The organism is Streptomyces yaizuensis (assembly GCF_034961445.1).
GTDB lineage: Bacteria > Actinomycetota > Actinomycetes > Streptomycetales > Streptomycetaceae > Streptomyces > Streptomyces yaizuensis.
In genome coordinates this window covers 402,981-424,732 of sequence record NZ_BSBI01000007.1, presented here as the reverse complement: position 1 = coordinate 424,732, position 21,752 = coordinate 402,981, and the positions used below count along the sequence as shown (strand labels likewise).

14 protein-coding genes are annotated in these 21,752 nt (G+C 74.8%); 6 read left to right on the top strand and 8 right to left on the bottom strand.

Going from position 1 to position 21,752, the window contains the following annotated elements:
- Window positions 1-297 precede the first annotated feature (297 nt).
- Window positions 298-2,712, top strand: coding sequence for a TIM-barrel domain-containing protein (locus SYYSPA8_RS19505; RefSeq protein WP_323448494.1), 2,415 nt, complete (start codon window positions 298-300; stop codon window positions 2,710-2,712).
- A 154-nt stretch (window positions 2,713-2,866) separates the two neighbouring features.
- Here SYYSPA8_RS19505 and SYYSPA8_RS19500 read toward each other — a convergent pair whose 3' ends face one another.
- The gene (locus tag SYYSPA8_RS19500; RefSeq protein ID WP_407706036.1) at window positions 2,867-3,400 is read right to left on the bottom strand and encodes an NUDIX domain-containing protein; all 534 of its coding nucleotides are present in this window, start codon (window positions 3,398-3,400) and stop codon (window positions 2,867-2,869) included.
- 147 nt (window positions 3,401-3,547) lie between these two features.
- Here SYYSPA8_RS19500 and SYYSPA8_RS19495 point away from each other — a divergent pair, with 147 nt between their 5' ends.
- The 4 genes from SYYSPA8_RS19495 (at window position 3,548) to glpK (ending at window position 7,813) form a co-directional block, all read left to right on the top strand.
- Window positions 3,548-3,979, top strand: a complete 432-nt coding sequence (locus SYYSPA8_RS19495; RefSeq protein ID WP_407706035.1) for a Zn-ribbon domain-containing OB-fold protein — start codon at window positions 3,548-3,550, stop codon at window positions 3,977-3,979.
- A complete protein-coding gene (locus SYYSPA8_RS19490; RefSeq protein ID WP_323448522.1) occupies window positions 3,976-5,196 on the top strand; it encodes a lipid-transfer protein in 1,221 nt (406 codons plus the stop codon). Before SYYSPA8_RS19495 ends, SYYSPA8_RS19490 begins: the two co-directional genes overlap by 4 nt.
- A 326-nt stretch (window positions 5,197-5,522) precedes the next feature.
- The gene (locus SYYSPA8_RS19485) at window positions 5,523-6,290 is read left to right on the top strand and encodes an MIP/aquaporin family protein (RefSeq protein WP_323448491.1); all 768 of its coding nucleotides are present in this window, start codon (window positions 5,523-5,525) and stop codon (window positions 6,288-6,290) included.
- A gap of 14 nt (window positions 6,291-6,304) precedes the next feature.
- On the top strand, window positions 6,305-7,813 hold the full coding sequence (gene glpK, locus SYYSPA8_RS19480) for a glycerol kinase GlpK (protein WP_323448490.1): 1,509 nt from the start codon (window positions 6,305-6,307) through the stop codon (window positions 7,811-7,813).
- 146 nt (window positions 7,814-7,959) lie between these two features.
- Here the strand turns inward: glpK and SYYSPA8_RS19475 are convergent, their stop codons facing one another.
- From SYYSPA8_RS19475 to SYYSPA8_RS19460, 4 genes are read right to left on the bottom strand one after another with little or no spacing between them, the layout of a single operon-like run.
- Window positions 7,960-8,565 carry a GTP-binding protein gene (locus SYYSPA8_RS19475; RefSeq protein WP_323448489.1) on the bottom strand — a complete coding sequence of 202 codons (606 nt, stop codon included), beginning with the start codon at window positions 8,563-8,565 and terminating at the stop codon, window positions 7,960-7,962.
- Complete coding sequence (locus SYYSPA8_RS19470) at window positions 8,546-8,950, bottom strand: DUF742 domain-containing protein (RefSeq protein ID WP_323448488.1); 405 nt, start codon at window positions 8,948-8,950, stop codon at window positions 8,546-8,548. Before SYYSPA8_RS19470 ends, SYYSPA8_RS19475 begins: the two co-directional genes overlap by 20 nt.
- A 10-nt stretch (window positions 8,951-8,960) precedes the next feature.
- Window positions 8,961-9,407, bottom strand: a complete 447-nt coding sequence (locus SYYSPA8_RS19465; protein ID WP_323448487.1) for a roadblock/LC7 domain-containing protein — start codon at window positions 9,405-9,407, stop codon at window positions 8,961-8,963.
- Complete coding sequence (locus SYYSPA8_RS19460) at window positions 9,404-12,241, bottom strand: sensor histidine kinase (protein WP_323448486.1); 2,838 nt, start codon at window positions 12,239-12,241, stop codon at window positions 9,404-9,406. The genes SYYSPA8_RS19465 and SYYSPA8_RS19460 overlap by 4 nt, the downstream gene beginning before the upstream one ends.
- A 715-nt stretch (window positions 12,242-12,956) precedes the next feature.
- On the opposite strand from SYYSPA8_RS19460, the gene SYYSPA8_RS19455 reads away from it, so the two are divergent.
- Window positions 12,957-13,424 carry a hypothetical protein gene (locus tag SYYSPA8_RS19455; protein ID WP_323448485.1) on the top strand — a complete coding sequence of 156 codons (468 nt, stop codon included), beginning with the start codon at window positions 12,957-12,959 and terminating at the stop codon, window positions 13,422-13,424.
- Window positions 13,425-13,551: 127 nt separating this feature from the next.
- Here the strand turns inward: SYYSPA8_RS19455 and SYYSPA8_RS19450 are convergent, their stop codons facing one another.
- The 3 genes from SYYSPA8_RS19450 to SYYSPA8_RS19440 form a co-directional block, all read right to left on the bottom strand.
- Complete coding sequence (locus SYYSPA8_RS19450) at window positions 13,552-18,678, bottom strand: hypothetical protein (RefSeq protein ID WP_323448484.1); 5,127 nt, start codon at window positions 18,676-18,678, stop codon at window positions 13,552-13,554.
- Between the two features lie 111 nt (window positions 18,679-18,789).
- Window positions 18,790-19,701 (bottom strand): hypothetical protein, encoded by a 912-nt coding sequence (locus SYYSPA8_RS19445; protein WP_323448483.1) that lies wholly within the window; start codon window positions 19,699-19,701, stop codon window positions 18,790-18,792.
- Between the two features lie 88 nt (window positions 19,702-19,789).
- Window positions 19,790-21,334 carry a hypothetical protein gene (locus SYYSPA8_RS19440; RefSeq protein ID WP_323448482.1) on the bottom strand — a complete coding sequence of 515 codons (1,545 nt, stop codon included), beginning with the start codon at window positions 21,332-21,334 and terminating at the stop codon, window positions 19,790-19,792.
- Window positions 21,335-21,752 lie beyond the last annotated feature (418 nt).

The window sequence follows — 21,752 nt, the reverse complement described above, 5'->3', positions numbered from 1 at the left end:
CGGGTCGCGCCCGGCTCACAGGGACGATGCCATGTGATCGTCTTCCGCACCAGGGATCGCCGGGGTGCCGGGGGTGGCGCGGCGCGGTGGGGCCGGCGGGTGTGACCGCGGCCGCTGGGGGCCGGTGATCCGATCCGGTCACCGGTGTACGGCCGGGCGCGGCCGGATACCGCCGGATGCCGCATCCGACCGTACGGCCGGATGCGGTCGGGCGGTACGGCCGGATGTCGCCGGAGCGGGGTGAACGGAGACTGAACACGGCGCGGGCGCGGCGGCGCCGGTGGCAGGCTGATCCGCATGGACGGTCGGGAGCTGGTGCGCGCGCTGGGGAGCCTCGGAACGGCCCGGGGGTGGCGGGCGGCGCGTGCGGGGTGGCGGACGCGGCGGATCGATGCCCGGGGGCTGCCCGTGCGGGGGCCCGAGCGGGCGCGGGTCCCCGGTGAGGTGACGTCGGCGGAGCCCCGGCCGGGGGGTGGGGTGGTCCGGTTCACCCGGTCCGAGCTGATGATCCGGGTGGTGGTCGGCGGTGCGGTGTTCTGGGGGTGGGACGGCGCGGAGCCCGAGCCGTCGTACGCGTTGGGGAGCGCGGTGCCGGGGGCGGATCCGCGGGCGGTGCTGGAGCCGGACAAGGACGGCGGCTGGCAGGTGGTGTCCGAGCGGGTGACGGTGCTGGTGTCCCGGCACGGTGCGGTGGAGGTGCGGACTCCGGGCGGCATGGTGCTGCGGCGGGACCTGCCGCCGCGGTGGTGGGAACCGGCGGCCGGGGTGCCGGCGGGCGCCGCTCCGGCCGGCCGGGGGCCCGGTGACGGGAGCGGCGGCGGTCGGCCGCGGCGTCCGGAGCGGCGGTGGACGCTGCGGACGGAGGTGCCTGCCGACGCGCGTTTCTTCGGTCTCGGTGGCCGCGCGTCGGGTCCCCGGCTGCCCGACGGCGTCCATCAGCTGTGGAACACGGACCCCAAGGGCCCCTTCGGGCCCGGGGACGATCCGCTCTACATCACGATGCCGGTGCTGCTGGTGGTCTCGGACGCGGGGACGCACCTGGCGTTCCACGACAACTCCTGGGACGGCCGCGTGACGCTGCGGGAGGGCGAGGAGGGCGCCGGTTCGGGGCACGACCGGCCCGGTGTGTGCGAGACGCGGATGGAGGGCGGTCCGCTGCGCTGCTGGGTGATCGTGGGCAAGCCGTCGCGGGTGATGTCGCGGTGGGCGAGGCTCACGGGAACGCCCGCCGTGCCCCCGTCGTGGGCGCTGGGCCCGCACCACGCGCGCTGGGGCTTCGGCAGCGAGGCGGAGGTGCGGCGGATCGTCGCGGGCTACCAGGAACGAGGCCTGCCGCTGTCCGCCGTCCATCTGGACATCGACCACTACGACGGACACCGGGTGTTCACCGTGGACCGGGAGCGCTTTCCGGCCCTGCCCGCGCTGGCCGAAGAGCTGCGCCAGCAGGGCGTACGGCTGGTGTCGATCGTCGATCCGGCGGTGAAGGCGGAGCAGGGTTACGCGGTGTACGACGGCGGGTCGGCGGCGGGGGCGTTCGTCCGGGACTGGCGGGGTCGCGAGGTGCGCGGAGTGGTGTGGCCGGGCTGGTGCGCCTATCCGGACTTCACCGATCCGCAGGCGCGGCGGTGGTGGGGCGGGTTGTACGAGGAGCGTCTCGCGCAGGGTTTCTCGGGCGTCTGGCACGACATGAACGAGCCGGTGTCGTTCGCGCCGGCCGGGGACCGGACACTGCCCCGGTCGGCCCGGCACTCCCTGGAAGGGCACGGGGGCGACCACCGCGAGGCGCACAACGTGTACGGATTGGCGATGGCCCGGGCGGGGTACGAGGGGCTGCGGTCGCTGCGCCCCGACGAGCGGCCCTTCCTGTTCTCCCGGTCGGGGTGGGCCGGTATGCAGCGGTACGGGGGCACGTGGTCCGGTGATGTGGCCACCGGCTGGCCGGGGCTGCGGGCCTCGCTGTCGCTGGTGCTGGGGCTCGGTCTGTGCGGAGTGCCGTACTCGGGTCCGGACATCGGGGGTTTCGACGGTTCTCCGTCGGCGGAGTTGTATCTGCGCTGGTTCCAGCTGGGCGCGTATCTGCCGTTGTTCCGGACGCACGCGGCGATCCACGCGGGGCGCCGGGAGCCGTGGGAGTTCGGACCCGAGGTGCTTCAGGCCACGCGGGCGCTGCTGGCGGAGCGGGAGCGGCTGCGCCCGTACTGGGTGACGCTGGCCCATCTGGCGCGGCTGACGGGTGCCCCGTACGTGCGTCCGCTGTGGTGGGGTGCTCCGGACGACCGGCTGTTGCGGGAGTGCGGTGACGCCTTTCTGCTGGGGGACGCCCTGCTGGTGGCGCCGGTGCTGGAGCCGGGGGTGGAGCGGCGTGCGGTGCGGCTGCCGCGCGGGCGCTGGTACGACACGGCGACGGGGCGGGCGTACGACGGCCCCGGCCAGGTGATGGTGGAGGCTCCGGCGGCGCGGATTCCGGTGCTGGCGCGGGCGGGTTCGGTGGTTCCGGTGCGGGGCGCGGATGGGCGGCTGGAGCTGGAGGTGTGGACTCCGGTGGGTGGCCGCCGGGGTGGCGGGCTGGTGGTGCCGGACGCGGGCGACGGGTGGGAGCGGCCGGAGGTCGAGCGGTACACGGTCCGGCTCACGGACGGCGGGGTGCGGGTGCGGCAGGTGCGTGCGGAGGGGTCGGGGCGGCCGCTCCGGCCGGTGCGGGTGCGGCCCTGATTCCGCCGGCTGACCGTCAGTGGCCCTGATTCCGTCGGCGGCTCGGCGACCCGGCGGGTTCGACGGCCCGGATTCCGAGGCCCGGATTCGACGGCCGAAATTCGACGGCAGGGCGGCCCCGCGGGCAACACGGCTCAAGGCCGCCCGGTGTGCCTCAGCCGTACCGGTGCAGGAACCACCGGCGTACCGCCGTCGTGTGCAGCGGGAAGGCGAGTTCCGCCGGGGTGCGCAGCAGCAGCCGGCCGGCGCTCTCGGCGGTGGGCCGGTCGGGCGGCAGCGAGGCGGCGGGGCGGAGCGGCAGCAGCCCGAAGACGAGCAGGTGCCCGCCGGGCGAGCTGAGAACGTCGGCGAGCCGAACGTCGGCAGCGGCGGCCTCGATCCCGGTCTCCTCCGCCAGTTCCCGGACGACGGCGTCCCGCCAGTCCTCGCCGTGATCGATGAATCCCCCCGGCAGGGCGGTTCCGCCGCGCTGCGGTTCGATGGTCCGCACCACCGCGACCAGACCGGTTCCCTCGTCGTCCCGGACGGGCTGGAGGGCGACGGCGACGGGCAGGGGGTTGCGGTACGCGGTGACACCGCAGGCGGAGCAGGTCCGGGGCCAGTCGGTGACGGTCCCCCAAAGCGCTCCGCAGTTGCCGCAGTACGAGTCCTTGGCCACGCGCGGACTGTATCCGATCGGTCCGCGCAGACGCGGTTCCGTCCACAGTGGAGATGTCGGCACGGGTGGGCCGGTTCTTGCCGGGGCGGGCGGCTCGCCGGGTCCCGCCAACCGTGGCACACTTCTGACGTACCGTCAGATTCGAGCTTCCGGGGAGGGGCTGTGACACAGGTGCCCGTGGTGGCCGGCTGGTTCACCGACGACGGCGGCGAGGAGGGTTTCCGGCTGCTCGGTACGCGGTGCGCGGGCTGCGCCACGGTCTTCTTCCCCCGCGAGGACGACTTCTGCCGTGTCCCGGGGTGCGGCGGCGGGGAGCCGGCCGAGGTTCCGCTCTCCCGCCGGGGCAGGATCTGGTCGTACACCGACGGACGCCACCGTCCGCCACCGCCCTACCCCGGCGACCCGGACGCCGAGTGGGAGCCGTACGTCCTGATCGCCGCCGAGCTGACGGACGAGCGGATGGTGGTGCTCGGACAGGCCGCGCCCGGTGTCGCGCTCGCGGATCTCGCGGTCGGCGCCGAGGTGGAGATCGTGCCCGGCGTCCTGCGCGGGGGTGGTGGGAGCGTGTGGTCGACCTGGCACTGGCGCCCGGTCGGGACGGCCTCGTGAACGCCCCGGGGGACACCGCGGGGCGCGTCGCGGGGGACATCGCGGTCCTCGGCGCCGGTATGCACCCCTGGGGCAAGTGGGGGCACCGCTTCGTCCGCTACGGCGCGGTCGCCGCGCGGGCCGCGCTCGCCGACGCCGGGGTCGACTGGCGGCGGGTGGACTCGGTCGTCGGCGCGAACACCGTCCGCGGCGGCTACCCCGGCCAGGTCGCGGGGGCGACCTTCGCACGGGCGCTCGGCTGGCAGGGCGCCCGGGTCACCAGCGTCTACGCGGCCTGCGCCTCCGGCGCCCAGGCCATCGCCACGGCCCGCGCCCAGATCCTCGCGGGCCAGGCCGACGTGGTGCTGGTGGTGGGTGCCGACGCCGCGCCGAAGGGCTTCTTCGCCCCCGCGGCGGGCGACCGGCCGGACGACCCGGACTGGCTCCGCTTCCGGGTGCTCGGTGCGACGAACCCGTGCTACTTCGGGCTCTTCGCCCGGCGCCGGATGGCCCTGTACGGGGAGACACCGGAGGACTTCGCCCGGGTGAAGGTGAAGAACGCGGCGGCCGGCGCGCTCAATCCGTACGCCCGCTACCGGCGGCGCGTCACAGCCGCGGAGGTGGCCGCCTCCCCCGTCGTCGCCGATCCGCTGCGGCTGCTGGACATCTGCGCGACCTCGGACGGGGGCGCGGCGCTCGTCCTGTCCGGCCTGGACTTCGCCCGCCGGCACGGGGTCGCGCGGCCGGTCCGTATCCGCGCGGTGTCGACCGGCACCCCGGTCCATCCGAGGACCGCGCTCGACCTGCCGGACATCGCCACCGACCAGGCGCCGGCGAGCGGGCCCCGGGAGGACACCTTCCGTCCCTCGATCGCCCGTGCCGCGTACGAGGAGGCGGGCACCGGCCCCCAGGAGCTGTCGTTCGCGGAGGTGTACGACCTCTCCACGGCGCTGGAGTTGCAGTGGTACGAGGACATCGGCCTCTGCCCGCCCGGGGAGGCGGCGAAACTCCTCAGGGAGGGGGTGACGGCGCTCGGCGGTCGCGTACCGGTCAATCCCAGCGGGGGGCTCGCCTCCTTCGGCGAGGCCGTACCCGCCCAGGCCATCGCCCAGGTGTGCGAGCTGACCTGGCAGCTCCGGGGGGCGGCGGGCGACCGCCAGGTGGCCGGGGCCCGCGTCGGGATCAGTGTGAACCAGGGGCTTTTCGGCCATGGCTCGGCCGTGGTCGCCGTCCGCTGACCCGCGCCCGGCCGCCGTTCCGCTCCCCCACGCACGCGCCACGGACCGTGGCGCATTCGTTCCCCTCTGTCAAGACGGCCCATGAACTGCGGCCGCTTCACGCGACCTTGACGGTCCATCGACCCGGGTGAACACTGCCTTCTCGTCGGCGGTTGCGCACACCGCCCTCGACAGGCCGCGCATCGGCCCGGTCACCACGCTCGTCAGGGACGTCGGCGGGGGCGCGGAAGCCCCCGGTCCGGCACCCGATCCACGGCATCCCCATGAGTACGCATCCTGCACGCCAGGACCGGGGCCCGGCCCCGGGCGAGGGCCTAGGAGTCGCCATGAGCAACGGAGACATTTTCGTCGGTGAGGTGCTGGGCACCGCCATCCTCATCATGTTCGGTGTGGGCGTCTGCGCCGCGGTCAACCTCCCCTATTCCAAGGCACGTGCCACGGGCGCCGGCTGGATCGTCATCACCTTCGGCTGGGGTTTCGGCGTGCTGGCGGGCGCGTACGCCTCCGCGCCGCTCTCCGGGGGCCACCTCAACCCCGCCGTGACCGTCGCCATCGCCGTCGACACCGGCGAGTGGGGGAAGGTACCGCTCTACATCGTGGCCCAGTTCGCCGGGGCGATGCTGGGGGCCGTCCTCGCCTTCCTCGTCTACTACTCGCAGTTCCGGGCCAACGGGGAAGCGGACAAGGCACAGCCGACGCTGGGGATCTTCGCGACCGCACCCGAGGTGCGCAACCCCGCCGCCAACATCATGACCGAGGTGATCGTGACCGTCGGGCTGGTGCTGCCGATCCTCTCCTTCAACAAGAACGACGGCATCGGCGTCGGCCAGATCGCCGGACAGGGTGCCGGAATCTATGGTTCCGGCATCTCGATCCTGCTGGTCGCGTTCCTGGTCGTGGGCATCGGTCTGTGCCTGGGCTCGCCCACCGGCTATGCCATCAACCCGGCCCGTGACCTCGGGCCGCGTATCGTGCACGCGCTGCTGCCGATCCCGAACAAGGGCACGTCGGACTGGAGCTACTCCTGGATCCCGGTGGCCGCTCCGATGGCCGGCGGCGTGATCGCGGGGCTGCTCTTCAACCTCATCTACTGAGCGGGGACACGCTGATGACGGACACCTTTGTCGCGGCGATCGACCAGGGCACCACTTCCAGCCGCTGCATCATCTTCAACCAGCACGGGGCGATCGTCGCCGTCGACCAGCGGGAGCACCGGCAGATCTTCCCCCGGCCGGGCTGGGTGGAGCACGACGCCACGGAGATCTGGACCACGGTGCAGGCGGTGGTGGCCGGGGCGATCGCCAAGGCGGGGCTGCGGGCCGGCCAGATCAGCGCGCTCGGCATCACCAACCAGCGTGAGACGACCGTCCTGTGGGAGCGGGCCACCGGCAGACCCGTGCACCACGCCATCGTCTGGCAGGACACCCGTACCGCCGGTCTCTGCGCCGAGCTGGGCGGCGCCGACGGACAGGACCGCTTCCGGGAGGCGACGGGGCTGCCGCTCGCCAGCTACTTCTCCGGGCCGAAGGCCACCTGGCTGCTGGACGAGGTGCCGGGGCTCCGCGAGCGGGCCGAGGCCGGCGAGATAGCCTTCGGCACCATCGACTCGTGGCTGATCTGGAACCTCACCGGCGGCACCGACGGCGGGGTGCACGTCACGGACGTCACCAACGCCTCCCGGACCCTGCTGATGGATCTGCGGACGCTCCAGTGGGACCCGGAGATCCTGGACGCCCTGCGGATCCCGCGCGCGATGCTGCCGGAGATCCGGTCGTCCGCGGAGGTGTACGGGACGGCCGTCGGCCCGGCCGCGGGCGTCCCGGTCGCCTCCGCACTCGGCGACCAGCAGGCGGCCGTCTTCGGGCAGGCGTGCTACGAGCCCGGCACCGCGAAGAACACCTACGGCACCGGGTCCTTCCTGCTGCTGAACACCGGTGAACGGCCCGTGCCGTCCAAGAGCGGGCTGATCACCACCGTGGGCTACCGGATCGGGGACCGCGCACCGGTGTACTGCCTGGAGGGTTCGATCGCCATCACCGGGGCACTGGTGCAGTGGTTCCGGGACCAGCTCGGCATCATCGGCGACGCCTCCGAGATCGAACCGCTGGCGGCGAGTGTCGAGGACAACGGAGGGGCGTACGTAGTACCCGCGTTCTCCGGCCTGTACGCACCGTACTGGCGTGCCGACGCGCGCGGGGTCATCACCGGTCTCACCCGGTACGTCACCAAGGCCCATCTGGCCCGTGCGGTGCTGGAGGCGACCAGCTGGCAGACGCGCGAGGTCGTGGATGCGATGTACGAGGACTCCGGCGTACGGATCACCACGCTGAAGGTCGACGGCGGGATGACCGCGAACCAGCTGCTGATGCAGCACCAGGCCGATGTGCTGGGGGTGCCGGTGATCCGGCCGAAGGTCTCCGAGACCACCTGTCTGGGAGCGGCGTACGCGGCGGGGCTCGCCACGGGTGTCTGGTCGGGGCTCGACGAGCTGACCACGCACTGGCGGCGGGACGCGGAATGGACGCCGTCCATGGCGGCGGATGTCCGCGAGCGGGAGTACGGGCAGTGGCGCAAGGCGGTCGAGCGCAGCTTCGGCTGGGAGGGGACGACGGGCTGAGCGCCGTAACCGCGTCCCCGGGTGCGGTGCCGCCGGGCCCCTCCCCGTGTCACCGTGCCGCCGTGTGCCGGCCCGGCGGTCGTGCGCAGACCGCCGGGCCGCAGGGACACGGATGTACGGGGTACGGGTGCCGCGGTGGCGCGATTTCAGGTCGCGGCCGGTTCTCGGCGGTCCCCGCCGACCCGGGCGAGCGCGTGCTCGACCACCGCGACCAGTACCTCCTTGGCGGATTCGCGCTCCCGGGCGTCGCACATCAGCAGCGGCACCTCCGGGTCGAGGTCCAGAGCGGCCCGTACCGTGTCGGCGGGGAAGCGGGTCGCGCCGTCGAAGCAGTTGACGGCGACCGTGAACGGGATGCCCCGGCGTTCGAAGTAGTCGACGGCGGCGAACGACTCCTCCAGCCGGCGGGTGTCCGCGAGGATGACCGCCCCGAGTGCGCCCTGCGCCAGTTCGTCCCAGAGGAACCAGAAGCGGTCCTGGCCCGGGGTCCCGAAGAGGTACAGCACCAGGTCCTCGCGCAGGGTGATCCGCCCGAAGTCCATGGCGACCGTGGTGGTCGTCTTCCCCTCCACTCCCCCGGTGTCGTCGACCGGGCGGCCGATCTCGCTCAGGTCCTCCTCCGTACGCAGCGGTCTGATCTCGCTCACCGCGCCCACCAGGGTCGTCTTGCCCACCCCGAAGCCACCCGCGACCAGGATCTTCAAGGTCACGGGCTCGACGGGCCGTCGGCTGCTAGAGCGCCCGAAGGCCATTGATCACCTCGCGGAGGATGTTGACGTCCGGCAGTTCGGCCGGGGGGACAGGACGGGTGACGTGGACCAGGGCGTCGTCGACGAGGTCGCCGACCAGGACGCGTACCACTCCGACCGGCAGATCGAGACCGGCGGCGAGTTCGGCGATCGACTGCGGGGCGTCCTCGCAGCGTTCGACGATCTCGACGTGCTCCGGGGAGAGCGACTGGTCGTGGCCGGGGTGGGAGGCGTCCGGTTCCGGCACCACCAGAGCGATCAGATCGAGCCGGTGCCGGCCCGTACTGCTCGTACGGCCACGGGTCATGGCGTACGGACGGACCACCGGCCCCGCGTCGGCGTCGAAATAGTGGTGCTGCGGCCGGGCGTGTCGAGTCGCATCACTCATGCCGCGAACCTCATCCTCCGGCGCGACCGGCCCGCGGCGCGGTGGCGAGGTGGGCGCCGACCCGCTTGACCATGAGCGTCATCTCGTACGCCACCAGGCCCACGTCGGAGTCGGCGTCCGCGAGGACCGCGAGACAGCTGCCGTCCCCTGCGGCGGTCACGAAGAGGAACGCCTCGTCGAGTTCGACGACGGTCTGCCGGACGCGGCCGGCCTCGAAGTGGCGGCCGACTCCCTTGGCGAGGCTGTGGAAACCGGAGGCGACGGCGGCGAGATGCTCGCTGTCCTCCCGGGTCAGCTCCTGCGAGGTGCCGGTGGCGAGGCCGTCACTGGAGAGGACGAGAGCCTTCCGGATGCTGCCGACACGGTCGACGAGTTCGTCCAGCAGCCAGTTCAGCTCGCCGCCCTTGGTGGCCGTGCGTCCGCCGGCGATGTGTGCTGCGGCATGCGGTGCGGTCATGGACCGTCCCCCTCCGATGTGGTTCGTGGTGCTCTCGGTCCGGGGGCGGCGCCGGTGGTCCGCTCGGCGTCGTCGTCCCCCTGTGCGTTCTGGCGGCGGCCCCGCTGCCAGCCCCGCTGCATGGAGGCCATGCGGGCGCGCACCTGCTCCGCGTCGCGTCCGGCCTCGTCGTCGTCGGCGGCCGGGGCGGGCGGCCGGTCGGCGGGCCCGTTCGCCCGGAGCTGCGGCGCGAGGCTGGCCTGACGGACGCGGCGGGGCAGGCCGTCGATGGTCGCGGGCGCCGGCTTCCGGCGGGGCTGTCCGGGCTGATCCGGGCTCCCGGCGGCCCCTGACCGGTCCGTGGGCGTCGGGTCCGTCGCCGTACGCGCCGCCGGGTCCGTCGGATGTGTCACCCGGTCCGTCGCCGGATCCGCCACCGGGGACGGGTGGGCGCGTCCGGGCTCGTCCACGCGGCGGCCGTGGTCGGCCACCAGGGTCGGCGGCTTGCGGCGCGGCAGCGGTACGGGGGCCGGAGGGTGCTCCTGCGCCGGGACAGGGGCCTGCCGACGCTGTTCGTCCGGCGTGGCCCGCCGGGGTGTGCGGGGTGCCCTGGGCCGGGGGCGGAAGAGCCCGTCCGGTTCGCTGTCCTCGCGGTCGAGGCCGAGGAGGGTGTCGGGGTCGGTGAGCTGGGCCGGGTCCGTGAGGGCTCGCGGGCCGGTGAGCGCGCCGGGCCCGGCGAGCACGTCGGACAGCGGGTCCGGCCCGGCGTCGCGGGACCGCAGCGGGGCCTCCAGCTCGACCGGCCCGTCCAGCGGACCGCCGCCCCGGCGCCCGGGGCCCTGGGCCCGGTCGGAGGCGCCGGGCGACCGGGTGAGCGCGGACAGCCGGCTCTCACCCTCGCGCCGCCCGCCGGTGCCCTCGCTCCTGCGGTCGAGCCGGAAGCCGGCGGACTGGTCCTCGGGGGCCTCGGTGAGCAGCGGGGCCGGGATGAAGACGATCGCGGTGGTCCCCCCGTACGGCGAGGGCTGGAGCGAGACCCGGACGCCCTGGCGCTGTGCGAGCCGGCTCACGACGAAGAGGCCGAGCCGGTCGGTGTCGGAGAGTTCGAACTCGGGGGTCTCCGCGAGCCGCATATTGGCTTCGAGCAGGACCTCGGGGGCCATGCCCAGGCCGCGGTCGTGGATCTCCAGGGTGAACCCGTTGGCGACCCGTTCGCCGACCACCTGGACACCGGTGTGCGGCGGGGAGAACACGGTGGCGTTCTCCAGCAGTTCGGCGATGAGGTGGGTGAGGTCGGCGACCGCCGGGCCGCCCACGCCGATACGGGGCAGCCGGCGCACCTCGATGCGCTCGTAGTCCTCGACCTCGGCGACCGCCGCGCGGACCACGTCCATCAGCTGTACGGGATTGCGCCACTGGCGGGAAGGGGCGGCGCCGGAGAGGATCACCAGGCCCTCGGCGTGCCGCCGCATGCGGGTGGTGAGGTGGTCCAGCCGGAAGAGGTCGGCCAGTTCCCCGGTGTCCTCGGTGCGGCGCTCCATGGTGTCGAGCAGGGTGAGCTGGCGGTGCAGGAGCACCTGGTTGCGGCGGGCGAGGTTGACGAAGACCTCGGAGACGCCCCGGCGCATCTCGGCCTGCCGGACGGCGGCCTCGACGGCGGCGCGCTGGAGGGTGTTGAGCGCCTGGCCGGCCTGGCCTATCTCGTCCTTGTCGTACTCCAGGCGCGGGGCCTCGGTCTCCACGTCGACCTGTTCGCCGGAGGCGAGGCGGCGCATCACGCTGGGCAGGCGCACCCCGGAGACCTCGTGGGCCTCCTTGCGGAGCCGGGACAGGTCGCGGATGAGGGCGCGGCCGATGCGTACGGAGACCACGAGGGAGACCAGCAGGGCGAGGAAGCCGAGCACACCGGCGGCTCCGGCCTGGAGGAAGACGGTGCGGGCCGCGGGGTCGACGCGGTCCTGGTAGCGGACGCCGCCGGCGCGGGCCTCCCGGCGCAACTCGGCGAGGACGGGGGCGGCGGCCTGACGCCATTCCTCGATGTCGGAGCGGTCGGCGCCGGTGAGGGAACCGTTCTCGATGAGCCGTTCCTCGGCCCCGCGCAGGGGGGCGGTCTCGGCGCTGCGCCAGAACTGGACGTAGATGGCGCGTTCCTTGGCGGGCAGCGTCTCCAGGTTGATGTCGTAGTACAGCTCGCGATGGGCGACGAGGTCGGAGAGGGCGCGGGTCTCGCGGGAGGTGACCCGGCCGGCGGTGAGCGCCGAGGTGATCAGGGCGTCCTCGCGGGAGAGCATCTCGGCCGCGCGGGCGACACCGACGAGGGCGCGGCCCTGGCGCTCGATGGAGACGTCGTGGATGGCGTGCAGGAGGGAGAGGAAGCCGAAGCCCGGGTCGACCATGCGGTTGTAGTAGTCCAGCGCCTCGGCCCGGGTGACGGTGCCGGACTCCACGGAGCGGCGCAGGGCGGGCAGTCCGTCGAACCCCTTGAGCAGCGAGGACAGCCGTCTTTCGGCGTCGGGCCGCATATCGTCGCGGATCTCCTGGCGGGAGGCGTTCCGCTTGAGGGTGTCGACGGCGCGGTTGGTGGCCCGGCGCCGGTCATCGAGGGCGGGCAGGGCGCCGGAGGCGCTGCGGTCGGCCAGGTAGACGAGGGTCTGGCGGCGTTCGTCCTGGAGGACCTGGAGGGTGGTGACGACGGGGGGACCCAGTTTCTCGGTGACCTCGCCGACCTCCCAGAGCTCGTTGGCCTCGCGTCCGGTCAGGATGGTGGCGAAGGCCCAGAGGGCGCTCATGGACACCAGCGGAACGAGCAGCAGGGCCACGATCTTCCTGCGGATGGACTTCCCGCGAAAGCGCATGGACTCCCCCTGCTCAACGCCGCCCTCCGGCAACGGTGTTGCTCCGTCAACAAACGGCGCGAGCCTACTACTGACACAACGACAACTCGAAGACACGTCCGGGCGATTTTCGGCCTCGCGAGGCCGCTTCACTCATGGCTTGCCCCAGTATTCAAGGAGTTGACATTCCCGGCGTGGCGTACGGCAGCCGGTGACGGGTCCCTTTCCGGACGGAGGGAGATGGCTGGAATTCTTCGTTTGATCAGCGCTGTGGGGCGTTACCGGGCCGACCGGCGTCCATATGGCGGACGGATCAGGTCCGTTCCGGCGCGCAGGGGCCGAACCCGTTCCTGCTCCCCTGTCCCTGTCCCCATGTTCGTGGTACGCCCGGGAATCTTTTGGCGCCGCCGTTCGTCGTTCTGTGCACAGGGACGCGGGAGCCGTGCGGGCGGTTCCGCCGCCAGGGTCCGGTGCCGGGGTCCGCTGCCCGGTCGACGGCGGGATCGCGCCGGTGTGCGACTCCTTTGACGGGGTGGTGATGTGCGGGTCGCGCGGGACACTGGGGAGACGGGCGACACAGGTGAAGGCCGGGCCGGGTGCGGGGCGCCGGGCCGTGGCCGGGCCGGTCGCCCGGGCGGCGCGGGCGGCACCGGTGGTACGGGGCGTGCGGCACCGCGACGGGGGACGCTCCGGGCAGCACGCCCGGGGCCCGCGGAGAGAGTGGGGGTTGTGCGAAGTGAGCGGGACCAGGGACAGGGACGGGTACGGCGGTGGGAGCCGGCCGGGGCGGGGCGGACCGGCCGCCAGGCCCTCGCTCTGGGTCGAGGAGCCGACGGCGCGGCGGCGCATGGCGGACCCGGTCCGCACGGCGGCGGTCCGCGCGGTGCTCATCGTCTCCCTGACCATGATTCAGGCGATGGTCGCCTTCTTCTGCACCCTGGCGGGGTCCTGGCTGGCCTTTCCGATGGTGGTCAGCAGCGTCGCGAGCACGGTCGTCGCGACCTGGGCGGTGCTGGACGTGTGGGTGACCCGCCAGGCATGGCACCAGCGCCACGGCGTGGTGTCGGAGCCGAGCAGCAGTGCGCGAAGACTCCGCCGGGAGCGGCGACGGGAGCGCCGGGCCGCCCGCAGGCAGGCCCGGCAGGACGGGCGAATAGGTCAACGGGGGGCCCGGCAGCGGCTCTCGGAGCTGTCGGAGGCGTGAGCCCGGCGAGGGCGTGAGCCGGGGGGCCGGGCACGCGGCCTCGGGCCGTGCGGGCCTCGGGTCGACCGGTGCGGGCAGGCGTGCCGCCCGCCCGCGCCGGGCCGTCCTCGTTCGGCCGCCCGGCTCCCTAGGGACGGGGCTCGTCCTGCCCCCGGTCCCGGGCTGCGGGCAGTGCGGCGGGGGCATCGGCGTCGGCGGGGACGGGCTGGGACCGCTTGAACATGCGGGTGGCGGTGATCTCGCCGTGCACGGACCCGGCCGAGGCGTCCGGCTGCGGCAGACCGGGCCGCAGATGCTCCTCGACGCTGATGTACTTCAGCCCGGCCCGCAGGTCGGCGTCGTTCCGCAACCGGATCACGAGGGGGAACTCGGCCAGCGCCGTGGTGTCGAACAGCCCGGTCGTGTAGAGCAGCTGGACGCCCAGGGCGTCCGAGACCGCGCGCTGGAGTTCCAGCAGATAGGTGGCGTTGGCCCGGCCGATGGGGTTGTCGAGGAACAGCGTGCCCGCGTGCCGGTGCCGGTCCCGTCCCCGGTCGTTGCTGCGCAGCGCCGCCATGGTGCAGTAGAGCGCGATGGCCGCGGTGAGCAGCTGGCCGCCGGAGAAGACGTCGCCCATCTGCCCGACCGGTACGCGTTCGGCGCGCAGCACGGCGTCCGGCTTCAGGATCTCGACGGCGATTCCCTTCGGTTCCAGGGCGGCCTGGACCCCGCGCAGCAGCAGAGACATGCCGTCTCGGCGGCCCTCGCCGTACGCGGCGGAGGAGTTCTTCCGTACGGCGGAGCGGGTCGCCTCGTCGATGACCTCGCCGAGGCGGTCGGCGAGGGCCGCCTGGTCGGGCTCCTCGAAGCGGATCCGCAGGAACTCCTGGCCGGACCACTCCCCCAGTCCTTCGGGGAGGCGGGAGAGACGCTGTGCCGACCGCAGGGTCGCGAGGGCCGACTCGACGAGTCCGCGCAACCGGTCGACGATGGTGTCGCGGTTGCGCTCCAGCTGCTGGAGTTCGTCGGTGAGCACCCGCAGCCGGGGGGCGAACGCCTCCGCCCACTTCTGCGCGTGCTCGGGGAGCGCGGCGGCGGGCAGTTCCCGTATCTGCTGGCGGGCGGGGGTGCGGACCTGCTCGTACCGGGTGGAGTTGGCGTGTCGTACGAGGATGTCGCTCGCTTCGCGGACGGCGGCGTCGGCGCCGGTGAGGTCGGCCGCGCAGGCACGCAGGGAGCGGCGGGTGTCGGCGGCGGTCCGGCGGGCCTCGTCCAGGCTGCCGGGATACGGCTCGGGGGCGTCCGCCGCCGGCTCCTCGTCCTCGCGCTGCTCCCGCAGGAGGTCGCGGAGCAGGGCGGCGGTCTCCTCGAAGCCGGCGACCGCGTCCTCGGCGGCGCGGTGGGCGCTGAGGAGGGCCGCGTGCGCCTCGCGGGCGGTCTCCAGCGTGTCGGTGGCGGCGGCCAGTTCGGTGGTGGCGAGGCGCAGCAGGGTCTGGGCGTGCCCGGCGTCGTCGGGGACGAGGGTGTCGGGCAGTTCGGTGTGGGTGCCGGTGTCGCCGGTGGGGGCGAGGCGTTCGGCCTCGCCGCGCAGCCTGCCCAGCTTCTCGCTGGCCTCGGACGCGCGGGTCTCCAGGGTCTGCACCAGGGACTCGGCGCGGGCGGCGGCGGCCTGGCGGGACGGGCCGTCGGCGCCGTCGGTGCTTTCGAGGAGCTGGGCGGCGCGGGTGCGGACCTTGTTGGTGAGCCGGTCCAGCTCGGCGAGGGCCGCGCTCTCGTCGCTCTCGGCGCGGGCCTGTTCGGCGCGGAGGTCGGCGCCGACGCCGACCTTCTCGTAGAGCTGGGAGGCGGCCCGGTACGCCTCGCGCAGGGCGGGCAGCGGGGTGCGCGGCGTGTCCGGGGCGGTGTCGGGGAGCTGCTCGGGGGCTCCGGCGATCTCCGCGCGTTCGGCCCGGAGGGCGCGGGCGGTGCGGTGGGCGTCGTCGGCGGCGCGCTGGGCGGCCCTGCGGTCCTCGTCGGCGGCCTTGGCCCGCTCCAGGCAGGTGGTGGCGCGGGCCTCGGACTCGGCGGCGTCGTCGGCGAGTTCGCGGAGCTTCACCTGCCAGCCGGCCCGTTCGCGGAGCCGGAAGGCGAGTCCGGCGAGGGCGTCGGCGGCGCGGCGGGCGCGCTGCGCGGTCTCCTGGCGGTCGTCGCGTACCCGGGCCGCTTCGGCGGCGGCCTCGTCCGCCTCCGCGCGTACGGTGCGGGCCTCGGCCAGCTCGGCGTCGGCGGTCCCGGCGGCGGTGCGCGCGGCCGCGGTGCCGCCGGCCAGTTCGGCGAGCATCCCGGGCGGGCAGTCCGCGCGCCAGGAGCCGATCCGGGCGGCGAGGGAGCGGTCGCCGGTCAGCCGGGCGGCGAGGGTCCGTATCTCCTCGTCCCGGGCGCCCGCCCGAGCGCGGAGGGCCTGTCGTTCCTCGTCGGCGGCGTATTCGTCGTGCATCGCCGGGTTCGGCGGGACGAGGAAGACCTGGGTGTCGTCGTCCTGCGCGGCGGGTACGGGGGCGAGCAGCGCGGCGGCGGTGCCGACGGCCACGGTGGAGCGGGGCAGCAGCGCGGCTCCGGCGAGGGCTTCCCGGGCCCTGGTGTGCGAGGCGGGGTCGGTGATCACGACTCCGTCGACCAGTTCGGGCCGGGCGGCGAGCACGGCGGCGTGGTCGGCGGGGTCGACGGACTGGGCGAGGTAGCGCCAGCCCGGGAGGGCCGGGATGCCGTGCTCGCCGAGGAATTCGACGGTGGCCAGCACGTCGGGTCCGGGCGGCAGGAGTCCGCCGTCGCCGAGGGCGCCGAGGATGCGGGCGTCGTCGGCGGCGGCCGTGCGCAGGTCGAAGAGCTGGCGCTCGGCGGTGGTGACGCACTGGTCGAGGAGTTCGCGCAGTTCGTCGGCGTACCGGTCGAGGTCTTCGGCGGTCAGGGGCGTGTCGGCGGTGCGGCGGGCGGCAGGGGTGTTCCGTGTGCGCGGAGTCCCGGGCGCCGGGTCGCCGGTGCGGGCGGCGTCGGCGGCGCGGGCGGTTTCATCGAGGTCGTCGGCGCACGCCTCCGCGGCGGGGCCATGGCCGGCGCCGGCCTGTGGCGGCGCGGTGGTGCCGGTGGCCCGGTCCGGGGCTGCGGGCGATCCGTCGCGGGTGGTGTCCGGGGAGGTGTGTGCCGGCTCGCCGGCACCGGTGGCGGGGGCGTGGTCCGCCGGTGCCGGGGACGCGGCGGTCTCCGGCCGTGGTCCGTCCGGCTCTCCGTCGACACGGGCGTGCACGGCCGGGGGGCGGCCCTCCGCGGCGATCGAACCGCGTGCCCGCGGCGGTGCCCCGGTGTCGTCCTCGTCGACGCGGACGTGAACCGTGCGGGGGCGGCTGCCGGCGGCCGGGGTCGCCGTGCGGGAGGCGGGTGCGGTGGTGGCCGGGGCGGGGAGGCTGAGGAGTTCGGCGAGGCGGGGGTCCGCCGCGATGGCGGCGGCGGCGCGGTGCTCGGCCTCGTACGCCTGCTCGGCGGCGCGGGCGGCGTCGGCGGCGCGGGCGGCGGCCAGTTCGGCGCGGGACTCGGCCGCCGTGGCCTCCCGGGACCGGTCGGCGGTGGTCCGGGCCGCCTCGCGGGCGGTGTCCCAGGCGGCGACGGCGGTCTTCTCCGCGTCGCTGGCGGCGAGCGCGGCCCGTGCCGGGTCGGCGTCGGGGGCGGTGTCGTCGAGCCAGCCCGCCCGGACCGCTTCGGTCGTCTCCTGTTCGACTTCGGCGAGGCGCTGGCGCAGATGGCCGATCTCGCTGCGGGCGCGCTGGGCCTCGGTGGCGGCGGCGGTGGCGTCGCGGTGTGCGGCCTCGCCCGCCTCCTGGAGGGCGGCGGAGCGCTCCTCCTGCTCGTCGGCGAGGCGTTCGCCGTCCTCGGCGGCGGAGTGCAGGGCGCGGACGAGGTCGGCGGCGGCCCGGGCGCGCGCGGCGAGCGCGGGGGCGGCGTCCCGCTCGGCCTCGCGGATCGCGGCGGCGACCCGGGCGGAGCGGTCGGCGGCGGCACGGTGCCTGAGTACGGCCTCGGCGGCCTGCCAGGCGGAGTGCAGGGTGCGGGCCTCGATCAGCTCGCGGCGCTGGGCGGCGGCGCCCTTCTCGGCGGCGGTCAGGGCCAGCGAGGCGTGCCGGTAGGCCAGTTCGGCGGCGACGAGTGCGCTGCGGGCGCGGGTGCCCTCGGCCTCGGTGACGGTGTGCGCGGCGGCCGTAACCCGCTGGGCGAGGTCGGCGGTGCGGTCCCGCTCGCCGGCGGCGCGGGCGGTGAGCCGGCGGGCGAGGGTGCGGGTGCGCCGCTCGGCGCCGGTGTGGATCTCCCGGGCCCGGGCGCGGGCCCCGGCCGCCTCGACGATCTTCCCGAGCAGGTCGACGGAGCCTGCGGTGAAGTCGCGTTCGGCGGTGAGTTCGGCGCGGCGGCCCAGCTTGTTGCCGAAGCCGCTGACGAGGTCGGCGAGGCCGTCGGTGTCGCGGGTGTCGGTGACGGCGCGCAGCAGCAGATCGGTGAAGTCGGAGTCCTTCTTGACCGCGAAGAGGCCGGCGGCCTCGCCCTCGTCGGCGTTCATCTCGCGCTGGTAGCGGAAGAGTTCGGGGTCGAGGCCCAGCTCGCCGAGGTGTTCGTTCCAGCGGTCGTGGATCTCCTCCCAGACCACGTCGAGATGCTGGTAGAACCGGCCGGCCTCGGTGATGGCGTCGCGGAAGCCCTTCATCGTGCGGCGGCGGCCCTGTGCTCCGGAGGCGCCTTCGACCGGGGGGCGTACGGCGGTGGACTCGGCGACCGGCAGCGAGTCGAGGCTCAGTCCGGGGCCGGGGCGGAAGGAGTACCACGCCTCGGCGAACTTGCGGGGGTCGTTGGAGACCTGACGGCCCCGCCACTCGCTCACCTTGCCGACGACGACGAGTTCGCCGGTGAGGGTGTGCTGCCACTCCAGGGCGACGTGTCCGCAGTCGTCGGCGAGGAGGAACTTGCGCAGCACGCCGGAGCTGGCGCCGCCCAGGGTGTTGCGGTGGCCGGGCAGCATCACCGAGAAAATCAGCTTCAGCAGTACGGACTTGCCGCCGCCGTTCTCCAGGAAGAGGACGCCCGCGGGGGCCGGGCGGCGGGGCGGGCCCACCGGCTCCTCGGCGAAGAACTCCGCCTGCGCCGGGGCGGGGTGGGGCACCGGTCCGCCGACGCCTCTCAGATCCAGCACGGTGTCGGCGTAGCGCGCACCGGCGGGCCCGATGGAGTAGAGGCGGACGCGGGACAGCTCGTACATGGCGGCGGACTCTCGTTGGCGATCGGGAGGTCGGGCGGTCGGTCGGTACAGGGTTGCGGTGCTGGGGCGCGGTGCTTGGAGCACGGTGCGGGACGGCGGCCGCCCTGCCGGTCAGGCGTGGAAGGGGAGGCCGGCGTCGGCGGCCAGCTCCAGGTCGTCGCCGTCGGGCGGGGGCAGCAGGGTCGCGGTGCCGTCACTGACGGGGACGACGCCGAGTTCGAGCAGTTCGGCCATGGCGGCGCTGCCCGCCATGTCACGGACCTGGAGCTGGTAGCGGGCGGTGGTGCGGTACGCGCCTCCCGCGTCGTCCCCGGTGCGCTGGAGGAAGCCGGAGTCGGTGAGGAAGGCGACGGCCTTGGCGACGATGCCGGTGGTGGAGCCGGCGAGGCGGCGGGCGTCCTTGGTGGCGCCGGTGGCGCTGCGCCGGGTGTAGATCCGCCAGGCGGATTCCAGCCCGGGGGCGTCGGTGGCGGGGTCGGTGTTCTCGCCGTCGGCCCCGGCGCGCTCGGCGAGGCGCCGGCACGCCTGCCGGACGAAGGCGTCGACACCGTTGACGGTGATACGCCCGATGTAGCCGTCGTCGGCGAGGTCCTCGGGGCGGGGGAAGGCCATGGCGGCGACCGCGAGGTGGGCCAGGCCGTGCAGGAAGCGGTCCGCCGAGTCGGCGGAGGCCCGGCGGGCGTAGTCGCCCATGCGGACGGCGAAGACGGAGTCCTCGCCGGCGGCGAGGGCCATGCCGGCGCGGGGGGACACTTCCAGGACGATGAGGCCGAGGCCGGTGGCGACGGCGTCGGCGAGCCGGGCGAAGGCGGTGTCCTCGCGGTAGCGGCGCAGGAGGTCGGTGTACTCGGCGTCCCGGGCCGGGAGGAGCTTGGGCTGGAGTCCGAAGGAGACCAGCCGGGCGGCGTCGGCGGCGTCGGGCGGGGTCAGCCGGGCGCTCTGGACCGCGCCGGGGCCCTCCACGGGTGTCTCGGGCGTGGCCGGGTCACGCCAGGGGTCGCGCTCGGCGTGCGGGTCGGTCACGGGGTCGGCTCCTTGTCGGGGTGGCATGGCTGGGACGTACGGGGGTGGGGCGGGTCGGGGGCCCGGTGACCGGGGCGCGGCGCGCGGGTCATGTGCCCTCGGTGCGGTCCGCGGCCATGCCGGCGGCGTCCAGGAGGGCGGTGCCCACGATCAGGTCGGCGCCGCCGAACTCGGGGTCGTCCAGCTCGGTGCCGTCGTCGACGGCGAACAGCAGCCGCTCCTCGCCCTGGCGGTAGGCGGTGCCCACCGGCGGGCTGGCGGCGTGGACGGCGAGCAGGGCGACCAGATAGGGCAGGTCGGGGTCGCGGCGGCGGGCCTCGGCGAGCAGTCCGGAGAGCCGGCGGGGCGCGTCGTGCTCCAGGTCGAGCAGGTCCATGGCGCTCGCGAGCTGCTCCTCGGTGAACCGGCTGTCGTCGGGGGTGGCGACCAGGTCCGGCTCGGGCATCTCGGCGCCCAGGTGCTCGCGCTCGACGGGTGGGGTCAGCAGCAGCTCCACCAGGTCGCCGACGCGGACGGACGGCGGGGTGCGCAGGCCGGTGCCCCGGGCGAAGAAGGCGTCGGTGACCCGGATCGCGGACCGGAGGGGCAGCGGCAGCACGGGGGCGACGAGCTGGCCGTACAGATCGAGGCCGGTCTCGGCGGTGGGCCGGGCGAACGCCTGCCGGTCCTGCTCGGCGCGGAAGAGGGGGCCCGCCTCCAGCAGCCGGGACTGGAGCTGGGTGTGGCGGCGGATGCAGTCCTTGACGATGTCGACCAGCTCGGCGGCGCGGCGCTTGTACTCGGCGGACTTCGGGTCGGCGGCGGTGTCCATCTCGTCGCGGGCGCGGCGGATGTTCGTCAGGATCGCGTTCTCGTGGCGGTAGCGGTCGGCGATGTGGTCGAGGGCTTCGGCGATCATGTCGGGGACCGTGTTCAGCCAGTCCACGGCGCGGACGTTGCGCCGGGTGGCCTCCAGGGTGCGGCGCAGGGTCTCCGCGTACTGCACGGTGCGGTAGCGGGCCTGCTCGGCGGCGAGCTGGGCGTCGGCGAGCCGGCCGCGGCTGATCAGGATCTCCAGCTTGACCTCGGCGGCGATCTGCGCGCTGGTGACATCGGTGTCGAGGGCTCCGACCAGGACGTTGACCGCTTCGTCGGTGGTCCTGAGATAGACCGTGCCACCGGGGCCCGGGACCTCCTCGACAAGCTTGAAGTCGTAGTCCCGGCGGGTGTAGGCGCCGTCGGGGCCGAAGGTGCCGTAGACCGCGCGGAAGCCCCGGTCGACACTGCCGACGTTGATCAGGTTCTCCAGGACCCAGCGGGCGACCCGCTCGTGCTCGGCGGCGTGGCGGCCGGGGGCCTGGGCGGCGATCCGGGGGATCAGCCGGGCGACGACCTGGTCGTGGTCGGCGCCGGTGTCGAAATCCATGTGGAGGGTGACCAGGTCGATGGCGGCGAGGGCCACCTCCGCCATCGCGTAGACCGAGTACTCGCCGGCGAGATTCGCCTTGCGCGCGTCGAGGTCGTGCAGCGGCGCGGTGCACGCGAGCGCGCGCAGCCGCCGCGCCAGCCCCTCGTCGGCGGCCGGGCCCGGCGCGGGCCGCGGCCCCGCGCTGAGCTGGGGCGGAACGAATTCCGTCGAGGCAGGCGAAGTCACACCGCACAGATTAGGTCCTCGCACTGACAGGGGTGAAAACGGCGGACACGGGGCGGGCGACGAGGGGGACGGACCCGGGGAACCGTGGCCGGGCCGGACCGGGGGCGGACAGGGGGTACCGCGGGAGCGGACTCCTGGAGGGTGTCGTCAGCGAGGCCTCGTCCGTCCGGAGGGCGATCCCCGGGGGGCCGACGTAGGGGGGTCTCTCCCCCGGCCGGCCCGTGGCCGGGGGGCGCATCGCACGGCAGAGGCTGGGGCCTGCCAGCCCGCCGTGCCAGGGCATGCCGGGCGGGCGGGGTTTCGGGGCGACACGGCCCATCGGCCCCGCGCGGCCGGGGCGGGCTCGGGTGCGCTCGGGGTGCGCTCCCTGTGGAGCCGCTCGCAGCGGCCGGCGGGTGGCCGGTACCCCCGGAGCCGT